The sequence below is a fragment of the Micromonospora sp. CNZ285 genome (assembly GCF_004637285.1).
Genome location: NZ_SPQD01000001.1, coordinates 5,257,295 through 5,272,610, shown reverse-complemented (window position 1 = coordinate 5,272,610; position 15,316 = coordinate 5,257,295). Strand labels below are relative to the sequence as shown.

Sequence of the window (15,316 nt, the reverse complement as noted above, 5' to 3'; positions counted from 1 at the left end):
GTGAGGAATGAACTACGGCGATCCCAGTTCTTCGCGTGGGCGGGCCCAGATCCCGGGCCTGAACGGCGACCCCGGTTCCGAAGGGAGCCGGGGCGGGAACGGTTGGTCCGGCGCGGCTGAAGGCGGCGCCCCGGCGCGCGCCTCCGCGACACCGTACGGCGCGGGTGGCCGGGCCTCGGTCAGTGGCGCCGCACCGGCCCCGCGTGGAGCGGCAGGCTCGGCCTCGGTCGGCCGGGCCGGCACGGGCGGACGCGCCTCGGTGCCCGTCTCGCCGGCACCCGGCGCCTCCGGGCGCGCGGGCGCCGGCCGGGCGTCGGTGCCGGTCTCCCCGGCCGGTCCGGCCGGGCGGGCCTCAGTGGGCGCGGCGAGCGTGGGCGCGGCGAGCGTCGGCGGGCGAGCGAGCGTCGGGGGCCGGGCGAGCGTCGGCGCGGCAGCGGTCGGTGGCCGCGCCCGGGTGCCCGGCGCCCCCGGCGGTGGCCCCGGTGGTCCCGGCGGCCCGACCGGCCCCGGCCGGCGCGGCCGTGGTGAGGACCCGGCACGCGCCAAGAAGCGCCGCCGGATCAACATCCTGATCGCCGGCTTCGCCGTGTTCATCATGCTCGCCGGCATCGGTGTGGTGAGCTTCACCTGGTACTCCACCAAGGTGGTGCTCCCGGAGGACACCATCCCGCCGCTGTCCACCACCATTTACGACTCGACTGGCACCGCGATCGCCCGGATCGGTGACCAGAACCGGCAGCTCGTCACCATCGACCAGATCCCGGAGCACGTCCAGCACGCGGTCGCCGCGGCGGAGGACCGGAACTTCTACAAGCACTCCGGTGTGGACTACAAGGGCATCGCCCGGGCCGCGTGGAACAACCTCACCGGCGGCGACAAGCAGGGCGCCTCGACCATCACCCAGCAGTACGCGCGCAACGCGTTCGAGAACCTGAACCAGGACACGTACGGCCGCAAGGTGAAGGAGGCGATCCTCGCCTCCAAGCTGAACGACAAGTACGACAAGCGCGTGATCATGCAGCACTACCTGAACGTCATCTACTTCGGCCGCGGCGCGTACGGCATCCAGGCGGCGGCGCGGACCTACTTCGGCAAGGACGTCAAGAGCCTGACCGTGGCCGAGGCCGCGGTGCTCGCCGCGCTGATCAAGCAGCCGGAGCCGAGCGCCACCCACCAGGGCTACGACCCGGCGATCAACCCGACCGCCGCGCTGGACCGGTGGAACTACGTGATCAACGGCATGATCACGGAGAAGTGGCTTGATGCGCCGAACACGCCGGCGCACCCCACCGAGTACCCGACGAACATCGCGAAGCCGTCGAAGAACAGCGGCGGTGGCTTCGGCATCGACACCCCGTACGGCAACATCGTCAACTACGTCTCGCAGGAACTGCGCGAGATGAAGCTCTGCACCGACAACGAGGCCGAGGCGACCGAGAAGAAGCCGCTGTGCGCCAAGGCGCTGAGCCGGGGTGGCTACAAGATCACCACCACGATCAACCGGAAGATGCAGGAGGCGGCGCTCGACGCGGCCCAGCGGGCCCGGAAGGGCTCCGAACTCGCCGGCCAGCCGCCGAACCTGATGGCCGCCGTGGTGGCCATCGACCCGAAGACCGGCCGGGTGCTCGCCTACTACGGCGGCGACAACGGCACCGGCACCGACTACGCCGGGAAGAACATCGACAACGGCGTGGTGAGCGGCGGGCACTCGCCGGGTTCGAGCTTCAAGATCTACACGCTCGCGGCGGCGCTGAAGGAAGGCATCTCGCTCAAGTCCCGGTGGAAGGGCTCGGCATTCACGCCGAAGGGCACCAAGTTCAAGGTCAGCAACGCCGGCGCGGACCGGGTCACCTGCGGTGACTCCTGCACGCTCGAACAGTCGACGCTGAAGTCGCTGAACGTGCCGTTCTACTACATCACCGAACAGATCGGGCCGGACAAGGTGCTCGACATGGCCAAGCGGGCCGGCGTCACCACCATGTGGCAGACCGACACCAACCCGGCCAAGGCGCACGACCTGACCAAGACCGATCCGAAGGACCTGGCGCCGTCGCCGTTCTTCCACGTCATCGGCTACGGCCAGTACCCGATCACGGTGCTCGACCACGCCAACGGTGTGGCCACCTTCGCCAACCAGGGCATGTACCACAAGGCGCACTTCGTCCGGAAGGTCGAGAAGCAGAACCCGGACACCGGTAAGTGGGACCTGGTCGGCGCGGAGAAGCTCAAGGGGGATCAGCGGATCGACAAGGAGATCGCCGCCGACGTCACCTCCGTGCTCAAGCAGTACCCGGGCCAGATCAACAAGCGGCTCGAGGACGGCCGCCAGGTCGCCGAGAAGACCGGCACCTGGGAACTCGGCGACAAGACCACCCGCAACGGTGACGCCTGGATGATCGGCTACACGCCGCAGCTCGCCACCGCCGTCTGGGTCGGAAACGTCAAGGACCGCAAGGCGATCAAGTACAAGGACGGCCGGGACATCAGTGGCGCCCGGATGCCGGGTGACATCTTCCAGCGCTTCATGAACGACGCGCTCAAGGGCAAGGACAAGGAAGAGTTCCCGCCCGCGGCGAACATCGGCAAGGACGACGCCGGCAATGGCGAGGTGCCGCCGCCGACGAACGAGCCCGGCCAGCCCGGCGGCCCGAACTGCGACCCGCTCGGCCTGTTCTGCCCCGGCGGCACGCCCGGCGGCGGCACCCCCGGTGGCGGCGACCAGGGCGGCACCAACCCCGGCGGAGGCGGACTCCCCGGAGGCGGCGGACGTCCCGGAGGCGGTGGTGGCGGCGGCGGGCTGCTCCCGAGCACACCACCGATACGACAGAACTGACGCGTACCACCCGACGGCGGCGGCCGGACCCGAGGTCCGGCCGCCGCCGCGTTTCGCGTACCGGAATTTCTCCGCGCGCGACGGGACGGCGACCCCCGGTGTACGGCAGGATGCCTCTCCATGAGCACCCAGTCGCCCGCAGGCATCGATGAGCCCGGCGCGTCCGAGGCGGCGCCACGACCCGACGAGACGGTGGACCATCCCTCCCGCTCGGACTGGTTCGTTCGCGGCGCCTCCGGTCTGATCGGCGGGCCGCTCGGCGACCACGCCGCCGCCCTCGACCGGCCCGCCGGCCGGGAGAGCCGGTTCTGGACCGCCGGCCGGATCGTGCTGGCCCTGGTGTGCCTGACGCTGGCCCTGCACTGGGTGCAGAAGTCGCCCTGCCAGGACGGCGCCTGGCAGAACAACGTCCAGTACACCCGGATGTGCTACACCGACGTGCTGGCGCTCTACTACGCCGAAGGGCTCAACGAGGGCAAGGTCCCCTACGCCGACCACCCGGTGGAGTACCCGGTGCTGACCGGGTACTTCATGGGCGCGCTCGGCCTGCCGGTGCACGCCCTCGGCGCCGACAACCCCGCCATCAACCAGGGCCAGTGGTTCTACAACCTGAACGCGCTGGTGCTCGGCGCGCTCGCGGTCGCCACCGTCGCCGTGATCCTCAGCCTGCGCCGGCGACGACCGTGGGACGCCGCGTTGTTCGCGCTCTCCCCGGCGCTGGTGCTCACCGCCACCGTCAACTGGGACCTGCTCGCCATCGGCCTGGCCGCGTTCGGTCTGCTGGCCTGGGCGCGCGCCCGGCCCGACCGGTACGCGCTCCTGCTGCCCGGAGTGGCCGGTGTCCTCATCGGCCTGGGCGGCGCCGCAAAGATGTGGCCGCTGTTCCTGCTCGGCCCGATCCTGGTCCTCGCGCTGCGCGCCGGCAAGATGCTGGCCGGGCTCGTCGCCACGGCGACCGCGCTGGTGACGCTCGTGGCGGTGAACCTGCCGGTGGCGATCCCGTACCGGGAGAACTGGGAACGCTTCTTCGACCTGAACACCACACGCCCCATCGACTGGGGCACGCTCTGGTACATCGGCCGCTACCTGGACGGCCGGATCAGCCCGTCCTCACCCGGCCAGCTCGGGCCCTTCGAGTGGCTCAACGCGAACATCCCCACCCTCAACTGGCTGTCGTACCTGCTCTTCGGACTGGCCTGCCTCGGCGTGGCCGGGCTGGCGCTGCTCGCGCCGCGCCGCCCCCGGCTGGCCCAGCTCGCCTTCCTGGTGGTCGCCGCGTTCCTCATCTTCAGCAAGGTCTGGTCCCAGCAGTTCGTGCTCTGGCTGCTGCCGCTCGCGGTGCTCGCCCGGCCGCGCTGGGGCGCGTTCCTCGCCTGGCAGGTCGCCGAGGTCGGCTACTTCGCCGCGTTCTACGGCGAACTGCTCGGCACTGCCATGTCCCGGCCGGTCTTCCCCGAGGGCGTCTTCGTGCTGGCGTCGAGCCTGCGCCTGATCACCGTGGCGGTGCTCTGTGGGTTCGTGATCCGGGACATCATGCGGCCCGAACTGGACGTGGTCCGGCACACCTACGCCGACGACCCGGACGGCGGGGTGCTCGACGGCGCGCCCGACGCGCCCTGGCATCAGCGCTGGCGGGCGCGCGCCGCCGAACGGCCCGCCGAACCCGTCCCGGTGTGACCGAGACGGTCGTGTCCGGTCTACAGCCGGAACACGACCGCCTCGCCGACCTGCTCCCGGGTCACGCCCAGCGCGTCGACCGGCCGGTCGAGCATCCCCTCCCACGGGGTGCCCGCCAGCTCGTCGCGCAGCACCACCACGTTCTTCACGCCGATCTGCCGCAGATAGTCGACGCTCGCGTAGTCCGGGAAGCTGACAGTCGCCTCGCGGATCTGGGCCTGCGAGCGCGGCGTGAAACCGCTGCCGCCGTTGACCATCGGCTGGAACCGGTCGGTGGACCAGAGCATCACCGGCTGATCCAGGTTCTGGCTGCTCGGCAGCACCAGCATCGGGCCGTCCACGGTCCGCATCGCCGCCGGCTGCCGCGGCACCACCGGCTGCGGCGTCGCGTTCAGCCCCTCCACGATCACCAGCGCCAACGGCAGCAGCGTGGCCAGGCGCAGCCACGGACCTGGCCACGGCGGCACCCGCTCGGCGGCCAGTTCGCGTACCCGAATGCAGAACGCGGTGACCGCGCCTGCCGCGAGCAGACCCAGCAGCAGCGTGGCCCAGAGCATCATCCGGCCCGGCGTGCGCAGCCCGCTCCAGCCCGGCAGGTAGTCGAACAACGGCACGTAGGTGAACCGGCCGCCGAAGAACCGGGTGCCCATCGCCAGCGCCATCGTCACGAGCACCCCGGCCAGCAGGAAGATCCGGTGCCGGACCCGCCAGACCGAGAAGAACAGGCCACCGGCGGCGAGCGCGTAGAGCACGAAACCCGCCAGCAGCGTCATCTCCGGATGCCAGGGCAGTACGGCCCGGGCGCCCTCGTGCAGCCCGCCCCAGACCCGCGACTCGGCCGGCGCGGTGAAGAACCCGCTCGCCGGCGGCGAGTAGAGCGCGATGTCACCGAGCGTCCGCTCCGCGTTCGGGTGCAGCTCGGCGACCTTGAAGTACGGCACCGCCAGCGCCGCGCCCACCGCGGCGAAGACCAGCCCGCCGGACACGTCGGCCAGGAACAGCCGCCGGCCGAACGGACGCTTCACCCGGCGCCGCCGCACGAACCACAGCACCACCGCTACCAGAACGGTCCCGGCCAGCATGTACGCGAACGGCAGCCCGATGCCGAACCCCAGGCTGAGCTGCCACGCGGCCACCAGCCACCCGGCGAACGCCCAGCCCGCGTGCCGGCGACGCGGCCGGTAGCCGTACCGCAGCGACCAGCCGTGCCCCCGGGCCAGCATGGCCAGCGCCAGCGGGATGCCGCCGTTGGAGAGGATGTGCAGGTGCCCCGCCTGGGCCAGCAGCCACGGCGCGTAGGCGAAGCTCGCCCCGGCCACCGCGCCGCCGATGCGGCCCGCGCCGAGCTGCCGGGCCAGCACGTACGCGCCGAACGCGGCGAGCGCGTGCGCCAGCACGAACATGATGTTGTAGCGCAGCACGGCGTGCTCCGGGCCGACCCCGATCAGGCCGGCCGGGGCGTATCCGAGGAGCGTGTCGGAGAACGCGAAGCTCCGGTTCTCCGGATAGAACGTGTTCGCGTGCCACAGCATCGCCGGGTCGGTGCGCAGGATGTGCCCGGACCACGCCATCTGCCACGCCTGCAGGCTCGGATCCCAGTAGTCCTGCGGCAGCGTGTGCCGCGGATAGCGCAACGTGGGCCAGGTCATCGCCGCGGCCAGCGCCAGCGCGGCGACGGCGGCGAGCGTCCACTCGTGCACCAGGAACCGGCCGACCGCGCGGATCGCCCGGCGGGACCGGCCGAGCACCGGCTCCGGCGCGGGCCCGAACGCGGACCAGGGATCGGCGGGCGTGTCGCCGGCCGTACCCGTGGCGCTCTCGTCTCCGCTCCCGGCCTTCGTGGCGGCGGCGTCGCCGCCCTCGCCTCCGCCGTCGGGGGCGTCGCCCTTGTCCGCGGCGGCCCCGTCCCGGGCCTCGGCCTTCTCCCCGGCGGTGGCCTCGGCTGCCGTGCCGGCACCGGACCCCGCGCCCGCCTTGCCGGCGCTCGCCTCGGCCTCGCCGCCGCCGCTTGCCTTGCCGGGCTTCCTCGCCGTGCCGGCGGTGTCGTCCTCGCCGGACCTGCCCTCGGCGGTTCCATCCGCGCCGAGCGGGGCGGCCCTGGTCGCGTCGTCCGGCCGGTCCGGTGCGGCGGCGTCGCCGTCCGGACGGGGCTCGGCGCCGGACCGGCGGCCGGTCGTGCCGGACTGCTCGGTCGTCACGCCGTCGCGCCCAACTGCCCGCGCAGGAACGCGATGTCGGCGGCCTGGCCCTCGACGCCGCCGGGGGTCTCCACGATCACCGGCGCCCCGGCCGCGCGGATCAGCGCCACCAGCAGTTCCGGGTCGATGGTGCCGCCGGTGAGGTTGTCGTGCCGGTCCTGGCCGGAGTTGAACGCGCCCTTGGAGTTGTTCGCGTGGATCAGGTCGATCCGGCCGGTGATCGCCTTCACCCGGTCTACCAGGCCCAGCAGTTCCTCGCCGCCCGCGTACGCGTGGCAGGTGTCCAGGCAGAAACCGACCTCGTGGTCGCCGAGCGCGTCCCAGAGCCGGGCCAGCGAGTCGAGGTGCCGGGCGCAGGCGTTGTCACCGCCGGCGGTGTTCTCGATCAGCACCGGCAGCGGGAAGCCGCCCGAGTCCGCCGCGTACGCGAAGGTCTTGCGCCAGTTGTCGAAGCCGACGGCGACGTCGTGGCCGGCGTTGACGTGGCCGCCGTGCACGATCAGGCCCTCGGCCCCGACGTCCGCCGCGGCGGTGGCGTGGGCGAGCAGCAGCTTGCGGCTGGGGATGCGGATCCGGTTGTTGAGCGTGGCCACGTTGATCACGTACGGCGCGTGCACGTAGAGGTCGACGTCGGCGGAGCGCAGGCGTTCGGCGTCCTCGCGCGGCTTCGGGGCCTTCCAGCCCTGCGGGTCGGCCAGGAAGAACTGAACCGCCTCGGCCTGCCGGGCGGCCGCCTCGGCCAGCGGGTCGGTCGGGTCGACGTGGGCTCCGATTCGCATGCAGGGCAGCCTACGTCGCGCCTGCGACGGTCGGCGCGCTCGCGGGAGGCGCCCGGCGGGTCGGACGCGTCACCACCCGGCCCGGCGGTCGTTGTCCGAGGTGGGATCGATGGTCGACGCTCCGCCCGCACGTGGTCCACAGCACGGACGGGCGAGGGTGGACCCCCGGAAACGGGACGCCCCGCCGTGCGGCCCGGCACGACGGGGCGGGATCCGCTCGTCATCCCGGTACGGGAACCGGCAGTCGGACCAATTCCTCCATTTACCCCAAGTGGTGACGAGAGCCATTGTATGGTCAGACCAGGTGACAACACGATAAAGCTCCGCGGGGCGTCTTCGATCCAACCTCATCGGTGTGGTCGTTCCTCCCCAGGTCCCACCCAAGGAATGCGGACGGGACGCCCCGCGGTCCCGTGGACAGGGGTCCACCCGCCGGCTCGCCGGGGGTGGGCCCCTGTCGCCGCACCCGGCACCGGGACCACCGGCCCGGCCATGATCGTCCGGACCGGCTATCCTGGTCCGGTTGTCCGTGTGTCCGGCCGGGTTCCCCCGGTATCGGCGCGGGCAACGACGCACGACCTCCTGCCACGGAAGGACCGTGGCCGCTTAGCCCACAGGAGGTGAGCACGTCTTGCGTCATTACGAAGTCATGGTGATCCTCGACCCCAGCCTCGAGGAGCGCACCGTCGCCCCGTCGCTCGACACGTACCTGAACGTGATCCGGACCGCGGGTGGCTCGGTGGAGAAGACCGACGTGTGGGGCCGCCGGCGCCTCGCGTACGAGATCAACAAGAAGGCCGAGGGCATCTACGCCGTCATCGACCTCCAGGCGACGCCGGAGGCCGTTGGCGAGCTGGACCGTCAGCTCCGACTCAACGAGTCGGTGCTGCGCACCAAGGTCATCCGCCCGGAGATGCGCTGAGCATCTAGACCCGGCACGTCCGGATCACAAGCCTCATCCACGCTGTCGTACGGCTCTGAGAGCCTGTACGGCACAAAGATGAGTGCGCGAGGAGATGGTCATGGCAGGAGACACCACCATCACGGTCATCGGCAACCTGACCGATGACCCCGAGTTGCGATTCACCCCCTCCGGCGCGGCGGTCGCCAAGTTCCGGGTCGCTTCGACGCCCCGTTTCATGGACAAGGCCTCCGGCGAGTGGAAGGACGGCGAGCCGCTGTTCCTCTCGTGCACGGTCTGGCGCCAGGCCGCCGAGAACGTCGCCGAGTCGCTGCAGCGCGGCGCTCGCGTGATCGTGTCCGGCCGGCTGCGCCAGCGGTCGTACGAGACCCGTGAGGGTGAGAAGCGCACCGTCATCGAGCTGGAGGTCGACGAGATCGGCCCGTCGCTGCGCTACGCCACGGCGAAGGTGCAGAAGATGTCCCGCTCCGGTGGCGGTGGCGGCGGCTTCGGTGGTGGTGGCGGCCAGGGCGGCGGCGGAGGCAACTTCGACGACCCCTGGGCCTCTGCTGCCCCCGCCCCCTCCCGCGGTGGTTCGGGCGGCAACTTCGACGAGGAGCCTCCGTTCTAATGGCGCCGAGCGCCCGCGATCGCAAACCAGGAGCACGTGCAATGGCTAAGGCTGCGGCCCTTCGCAAGCCGAAGAAGAAGGTGAACCCGCTCGACAAGGACGGGATCACCTACATCGATTACAAGGACACCGCGCTGCTGCGCAAGTTCATCTCCGACCGCGGCAAGATCCGCGCTCGGCGGGTGACCGGCGTCACCTCGCAGCAGCAGCGGCAGATCGCCCGTGCGGTCAAGAACGCCCGCGAGATGGCGCTCCTGCCGTACACGGCCACGACCCGCTGAGAGGAGGCACGGACATGAAGATCATCCTGACTCAGGAGGTGTCCGGCCTCGGCTCTCCGGGCGACATCGTCGAGGTCAAGGACGGCTACGGCCGTAACTACCTGCTGCCGCAGGGCTTCGCGATCGCCTGGACCAAGGGCGCGGAGAAGCAGGTCACGGTCATCAAGCGGGCCCGCTCGGCCCGCGAGATCCGCGACCTCGGCCACGCCACCGAGGTCAAGACCCAGGTCGAGGGTCTCAAGGTCAACCTGAAGGCCCGCGCCGGCGACGGCGGGCGGCTCTTCGGCTCGGTCACCCCGGCCGAGATCGTCGACGCCGTCAAGGCCGCCGGCGGCCCGACCCTGGACCGCCGCCGGCTGGAGCTGCCCGGCCACATCAAGGCGCTCGGCTCCTACCCGGTCAGCATCCGGCTGCACCCCGAGGTGACCGCCAAGTTCGACCTGAACGTGGTCAAGGGCTGACACCCGAAGCACGACGCGAAAGGCCCGCACCGGCAGCCGGTGCGGGCCTTTCCGCATCCCCGCCGCCGGCCGGAGTCACTCGGCCGAAGCCGCTCAACCGAGCGGCCGGCCCGTCACCGCGCTGATCACCACCGTGGACAGGCCACCACCCACCACAGCGGCCGCCAACGCCACAGTCGCCGACCGCCACGTCGTACCGACCTGCCGCAGCAGCACCGCCACCACCAGACTGCTCACCATCGCCAACCCGAACCGCGGCGCCGCCGACACCAACGACTCCAGGGCGTGCGCACGCGGCGAGTCACAACCCCCACCGGTGATGTCCGTGACGCACCCCGCCGGCGGCTGACCACTGAGGAACAGCAGACCGATCACGAGCAGCACCGCCGGCACCAGATAACAGGCCGCCGTGTAGACCAGCGGCCGCAACGGACCACCCGGATCCGGGTCCAGCAGGTCGTCCTCCAGCCGACGACCCCACGAACCGCCACCGATCGTCTCCACCCGCCGCCGCAACGTCGACGCCGCCGGCTCCACCGGGCGACGGCGAGGCACGGTACGCGGACGCGGCGCCGAGTACGCCACCGCCGGCGAACGCGGAGCCGTCGACGGCGTCTCCATCCACCGCGGATCGTCACCCGAGAGCCGCGTACCCGACCAGAACGCCTCGGCCCGCGCCGGCGACGCCCAGCCCTCCCGCACCGGCGGCGCCGAACGATCCCACGGATCCGCCCCCGCATATCGGTCGTCCGTGTCCCGCACCGGCTCCAGGAAACCGGTGTCGGTGAACCGGTCCCACTCACCCGTGTGCTCCGTACGGTCCCACCCGCTCTCCGCCCGCTCCCAGCGGCTCGCGGGCACCGGCCGGTCCCAGGCGTGCACCCCCGACGCGTCCCACGGGTCGACAGCGGGCGGATCCACCGGCTCACGCTCGGCGCCCCGGCGGCGCTGCCACGGATCCGCCGCCGGACGCGCCGACTCCGGCGGCGCCGCCCGCGACCAGGTCGGCTCCGGCTCGGACGCGGTCGCCCGTCCCCACGCCGGCTCCGGCTCCGCCGTCGGTGCTGACCGGCCCGCATCCGACGTCGCAGGCCACTCGGCATCCGTCGCCGAGCGCGACCACGCGCCGTCCGAGGCCGCCGGACGCGACCAGGTGGAGTCCGACCCCGCCGGCGGCGGCCAGGAGGAACCCGACGCCGACCGACGCCGGCGACCCGCCGGCCGTCCACCGTCCGGCCCGGCCGGCTCCTCGCCCGAACCCGCCGACTCCGGCAGCCCTGACCAGATCACCTGCGGCCGGCGCGTCGACGCCCGGCGCGGACGACTCCGGGGCGCCGCACCCGACACCGGCTCGTCGTCCTCGTCCGCCCGCCGGTTACCCACGTACCCCCGCTCCTGCGGGGCGTCCATCGTCCACTCGGCGGTGTGGTCCGACAACGGACCCGCGCCGATCGCGTGCAGATCCCGCCGGCCGGTCTCCGCCCGCCAACCACCACCGGAGAACGGCGTCTCCACCTCGTCGTCGTCGGGCGCGGCATGCCGGCCACCGCCGTCCGCCCGGCTCACCCCGGACTCCAGCGCCCACTGCGGAAGGTACGTCTCCACCGGCTCGTCCTGGCCACGCTCGATCGCCCGCCGCCGGCTCGCCGTGCGGTAGCCCTCCGGCGCGTACGAGTCGACCCGGCGCGGCCCGGCGGGCTCATCCCAGGAACCGCTCGGCCGTCGCTCGCGCGGGCTGTCCTCCCCGCTTCCCCAGTCCCGGTGTCTCACGGCCGGAGCGTGACCTCTCTCAACCCGAAAGTAAACCCGCTGTCCCAGGTGTCGCCGTTCGCAGCGATAGTACGGGACGAACGACGACAAAGCTTGGCCGGAAATCTTCCGTCCACAGGGTGGGGATAGGAAAAGCCCAGGTCAGAGGCGATAAGCCCGGAATTCCCCGTCACTTTTCCACACCCCTGTGCACACCCTGCGCACATGCCTGTCCCCAAGCGTCCACAGGTTGTCCCGAGGCTCATCCACCGGCCTTGTTGAGCGGCTGACCTCGGGTTCCGTATCGTTGTCCCCCGACCGCCGGGCGATGACCCCCGATCGACCGGAGGGTCGGCGGAGAGTTGTCATACCCCGGCGATAGAGCTGGACTCGATCCGACGCAGCGAGGGGGGAACCCGTGTCGGTCACCGACGAGACGCGTGCGGAACGGACCGGGGGACAATCGCCCGAGCCGCCGCCGCGCGAATCTGCGTTCGAAAAGACACCACCCCAGGACGTCGCCGCCGAGCAGTGCGTACTCGGCGGCATGCTGCTGTCCAAGGACGCCATCGCGGACGTCGTGGAGATCCTGAAGACAAACGACTTCTACCGCCCCGTCCACGCCACCATCTTCGACGCGATCCTGGACATCTACGGTCGCGGCGAACCCGCCGACCCGATCACCGTGGCGGCCGCGCTCGCCGACTCCGGCGACCTCGCCCGGATCGGCGGCGCGCCCTACCTGCACACGCTGATCGCCAGCGTGCCCACCGCCGCGAACGCCGCCTACTACGCCCGCATCGTCGGCGAACGAGCGGTGCTCCGCCGGCTGGTCGAGGCCGGCACCCGGATCGTGCAGCTCGGCTACGGCACCGGCCCGAGCGGCAGCCGCGACGTCGACGACATCGTCGACCTCGCCCAGCAGGCCGTTTACGAGATCACCGAGAAGCGCGTCAGCGAGGACTTCGCTGTCCTGGCCGACATGCTCCAGCCGACGCTCGACGAGATCGAGGCGGTCGGCGCCCAGGGCGGGGTGATGACGGGTGTGCCGACCGGGTTCACCGACCTCGACCGCCTGCTCAACGGCCTGCACGCCGGCCAACTTATTATCGTGGCCGGCAGGCCTGGCTTGGGCAAATCGACCGCATCTATGGACTTTGCCCGAAATGCAGCGATCCGTGCCAACCAGGCGTCGGCGATCTTCTCGCTGGAAATGAGCAAGGTCGAGATCGTCATGCGACTCCTCTCGGCCGAGGCGCGCGTGCCGCTGCACGTGTTGCGCAGCGGGCAGCTCTCCGACGACGACTGGACCAAGCTGGCCCGCTGCATGGGCGAGATCAGCGAGGCGCCGCTCTTCGTCGACGACACGCCGAGCATGAACCTGATGGAGATCCGGGCGAAGGCGCGGCGGCTCAAGCAGAAGCACGACCTGAAGCTGATCGTCGTCGACTATCTCCAGCTGATGACCTCGCCGAAACGCACCGAGAGTCGGCAGCAGGAGGTCGCGGACCTCTCCCGTGGCCTGAAGCTGCTGGCCAAGGAAGTCGAGTGCCCGGTGATCGCGGTGAGCCAGCTGAACCGTGGCCCCGAGCAGCGCACCGACAAGCGACCGCAGCTTTCGGACCTGCGTGAGTCGGGCTGTCTGACGGCGGATACGAGACTCGTCAGAGCCGATGACAACTCGGAGATCACCCTGGGGGCGCTCCTTGCCGGGAATATCAGGGACATTCCAGTTTGGGCCCTCGACGAAGGTCTCCGCTACACCCCCCGGACACTCACGCACGCCTTCCCCAGTGGGACGCGCGAAGTGTTCCGGATGACTCTTTCATCCGGGAAGCAGGTGGAGGCGACCGCCAACCACCCATTCCTCACGTTCGGCGGTTGGCGGCCGCTGGGAGAACTCACGGTGGGAACACGGCTTGCCGCACCTCGGCACATTCCGCCGCCGCTGAACATCAAGCCGTGGGCCGATCCGGAGGTGGTGATGCTGGCACACCTCCTCGGAGACGGCTCGTTCGTCCGCCGGCAGCCGATCCGCTACGCCAGTTGTGACGAGGCCAACCTGGCGGCCGTGACGGAGGCCGCCACGCACTTCGGGATCACGGCTGTGCGAGACGACTACCCTGCTGCCCGAGTGACCACGCTCCGGCTGCCGGCGCCATTCCGGCTCGCCCGCGGGCGACGGAATCCGATAGCCGAGTGGTTAAACGGGTTGGGGCTGTTCGGGCTGCGATCCCACGAGAAGTTCTTACCACCGGCGGTGTTCGGCCTGCCCAAGGAGCAAATCACGCTCTTCCTGCGACACATCTGGGCGACGGACGGGTCCGTAACCGTCAACAAGTCCGGTCGGGGCGGACGGATCTACTTCTCCTCGACATCACGGCGCATGCTGGAGGACATCTCACGCCTGCTGCTTCGCTACGGAGTTTCGGCTCGGTTGCGACAGGTGCCGGTCGCTAGACACCGGCCGCAGTACACCCTGGACATTTCCGGTCGCGACGACCAGCTCCGCTTCCTCCGGGAGATCGGTGTGCACGGCGAGCGGGCCAACGGCTGCGCGGCGCTGCTTGTGACCCTCGAATCCGTCGTCAGCAATCCGAACGTGGACACCGTGCCCAAGGAGGTGTGGTCACGAGTTCGCGAAGTCTTGGCGGAGCGCAAGATGAGCCACCGCGAGTTCGCAGCGGCCGTCGGCACCCAGTTCTCTGGCAGCGCAATGTGGAAGCGTGCACCCAGCCGGTCACGACTCGCCAAGGTGGCTGCGGTGTTGGACTCTGCGGATCTTGATCTGCACGCGACGAACGATGTCTTCTGGGACGAGATCGTCTCGATCGAGTCGATGGGTGAGCAGGACGTCTACGACGCCACCGTGCTCGGCACACACAACTTCATCGCCAACGGCATCGCCGCGCACAACTCGATCGAGCAAGATGCGGACGTTGTCATCCTTTTGCACCGCGACGACTACTACGACAAGGAGTCGCCGCGAGCGGGCGAAGCGGACTTTATTGTTGCAAAGCACAGAAATGGTCCAACTGACACGGTCACTGTAGCGGCCCAGCTGCACCTGTCGCGCTTCGTCGACATGGCGATCGTCTGAGCCGCGTCAGCCGAGCAGCGGGAACCAGCCGGCGGCCTCGCCCAGCTCCAGCCGGTCCCGGTCGGTGAGCGGCACCCGCCCGGCGGCCTTCAGCAGGTAGTCGTGGTCGTCCCAGCCGGCCGGCCGTACCGCGTCGTCGCTGAGCAGGCCGTCCATCGTGGTCACCGCGACCCGCGTCGGGTCCGCCGCCGGGCGCGGCGCGTCCGGCAGATCCACCACCAGGTCCAGGTGATGGATGACCGCCTCGGTGGTCAGGGTGGCGAGCAGATGGGGTACGCGCAGCACATGACCCTGCGTGGTCACGTACCCGTCGGGGTCGGCTGCGGTGGCCGCGCGGACGGCGGCGGGCGCGGTGTCGGTCCAGAGCCGGACCACGCCTGTGGGCCGGTCGAAGGCGGCGGCGGAGCGGCGCGCCCACCCGGCGTGCCCGGCGCTCGCGTCGTCGTCGCCGGGGGTGAACGCGCGCCAGTAGCTGACGTCGTCCACGTCGGCCGGTCCGGGTGCGGGGCTGGCCAGGGCGACGAGTGCGCGCTGGGCGTCGCAGAGCACGTGGTAGAGCAGGTCGGCGACGAGCCAGCCGCGGCAGCGGGTGGGCCGTTGCAGGCCGGCGTCGTCGAGCGGGGTGACCACGGCGGTGATGCCGTCGTACGCCTGGGCCAGCGCCTCGTGCTGCCGGATCGGGCTCATGCCGTGCAGCCTGCCACGG

At 71.0% G+C, this 15,316-nt stretch carries 11 protein-coding genes; 7 read left to right on the top strand and 4 right to left on the bottom strand.

Features of this window, described 5'->3' with window-relative positions:
• The first annotated feature begins 7 nt into the window (after window positions 1–7).
• Together CLT75_RS24015 and CLT75_RS24010 are read left to right on the top strand one after the other, a co-directional pair.
• A complete protein-coding gene (locus CLT75_RS24015; protein WP_135242577.1) occupies window positions 8–2,833 on the top strand; it encodes a transglycosylase domain-containing protein in 2,826 nt (941 codons plus the stop codon).
• 120 nt (window positions 2,834–2,953) lie between these two features.
• On the top strand, window positions 2,954–4,510 hold the full coding sequence (locus CLT75_RS24010; RefSeq protein WP_135242576.1) for a glycosyltransferase 87 family protein: 1,557 nt from the start codon (window positions 2,954–2,956) through the stop codon (window positions 4,508–4,510).
• 20 nt (window positions 4,511–4,530) lie between these two features.
• Here the strand turns inward: CLT75_RS24010 and CLT75_RS24005 are convergent, their stop codons facing one another.
• Together CLT75_RS24005 and CLT75_RS24000 are read right to left on the bottom strand one after the other, a co-directional pair.
• Complete coding sequence (locus CLT75_RS24005) at window positions 4,531–6,708, bottom strand: hypothetical protein (protein ID WP_135242575.1); 2,178 nt, start codon at window positions 6,706–6,708, stop codon at window positions 4,531–4,533.
• Window positions 6,705–7,487 (bottom strand): deoxyribonuclease IV, encoded by a 783-nt coding sequence (locus tag CLT75_RS24000; protein ID WP_135242574.1) that lies wholly within the window; start codon window positions 7,485–7,487, stop codon window positions 6,705–6,707. The genes CLT75_RS24005 and CLT75_RS24000 overlap by 4 nt, the downstream gene beginning before the upstream one ends.
• A 631-nt stretch (window positions 7,488–8,118) precedes the next feature.
• Between CLT75_RS24000 and rpsF the strand changes: the two genes are divergently transcribed.
• From rpsF to rplI, 4 genes are all read left to right on the top strand, one after another.
• Complete coding sequence (rpsF, locus tag CLT75_RS23995; protein WP_013289357.1) at window positions 8,119–8,409, top strand: 30S ribosomal protein S6; 291 nt, start codon at window positions 8,119–8,121, stop codon at window positions 8,407–8,409.
• An 82-nt stretch (window positions 8,410–8,491) separates the two neighbouring features.
• Complete coding sequence (locus tag CLT75_RS23990) at window positions 8,492–9,019, top strand: single-stranded DNA-binding protein (protein ID WP_018788497.1); 528 nt, start codon at window positions 8,492–8,494, stop codon at window positions 9,017–9,019.
• Window positions 9,020–9,060: 41 nt separating this feature from the next.
• Window positions 9,061–9,300: a 30S ribosomal protein S18 gene (gene rpsR / locus CLT75_RS23985; protein WP_013289355.1), complete on the top strand. Its 240-nt coding sequence runs from the start codon at window positions 9,061–9,063 to the stop codon at window positions 9,298–9,300.
• 14 nt (window positions 9,301–9,314) lie between these two features.
• Window positions 9,315–9,761, top strand: a complete 447-nt coding sequence (gene rplI, locus CLT75_RS23980; RefSeq protein ID WP_135242573.1) for a 50S ribosomal protein L9 — start codon at window positions 9,315–9,317, stop codon at window positions 9,759–9,761.
• Window positions 9,762–9,854: 93 nt separating this feature from the next.
• On the opposite strand, the gene CLT75_RS23975 is transcribed toward rplI, so the two are convergent.
• Window positions 9,855–11,531 (bottom strand): hypothetical protein, encoded by a 1,677-nt coding sequence (locus tag CLT75_RS23975; protein ID WP_135242572.1) that lies wholly within the window; start codon window positions 11,529–11,531, stop codon window positions 9,855–9,857.
• 397 nt (window positions 11,532–11,928) lie between these two features.
• Between CLT75_RS23975 and CLT75_RS23970 the strand changes: the two genes are divergently transcribed.
• The gene (locus tag CLT75_RS23970) at window positions 11,929–14,610 is read left to right on the top strand and encodes a replicative DNA helicase (RefSeq protein WP_135242571.1); all 2,682 of its coding nucleotides are present in this window, start codon (window positions 11,929–11,931) and stop codon (window positions 14,608–14,610) included.
• Between the two features lie 6 nt (window positions 14,611–14,616).
• Here CLT75_RS23970 and CLT75_RS23965 read toward each other — a convergent pair whose 3' ends face one another.
• Window positions 14,617–15,297 carry a maleylpyruvate isomerase N-terminal domain-containing protein gene (locus tag CLT75_RS23965; protein WP_135242570.1) on the bottom strand — a complete coding sequence of 227 codons (681 nt, stop codon included), beginning with the start codon at window positions 15,295–15,297 and terminating at the stop codon, window positions 14,617–14,619.
• Window positions 15,298–15,316: the final 19 nt, after the last annotated feature.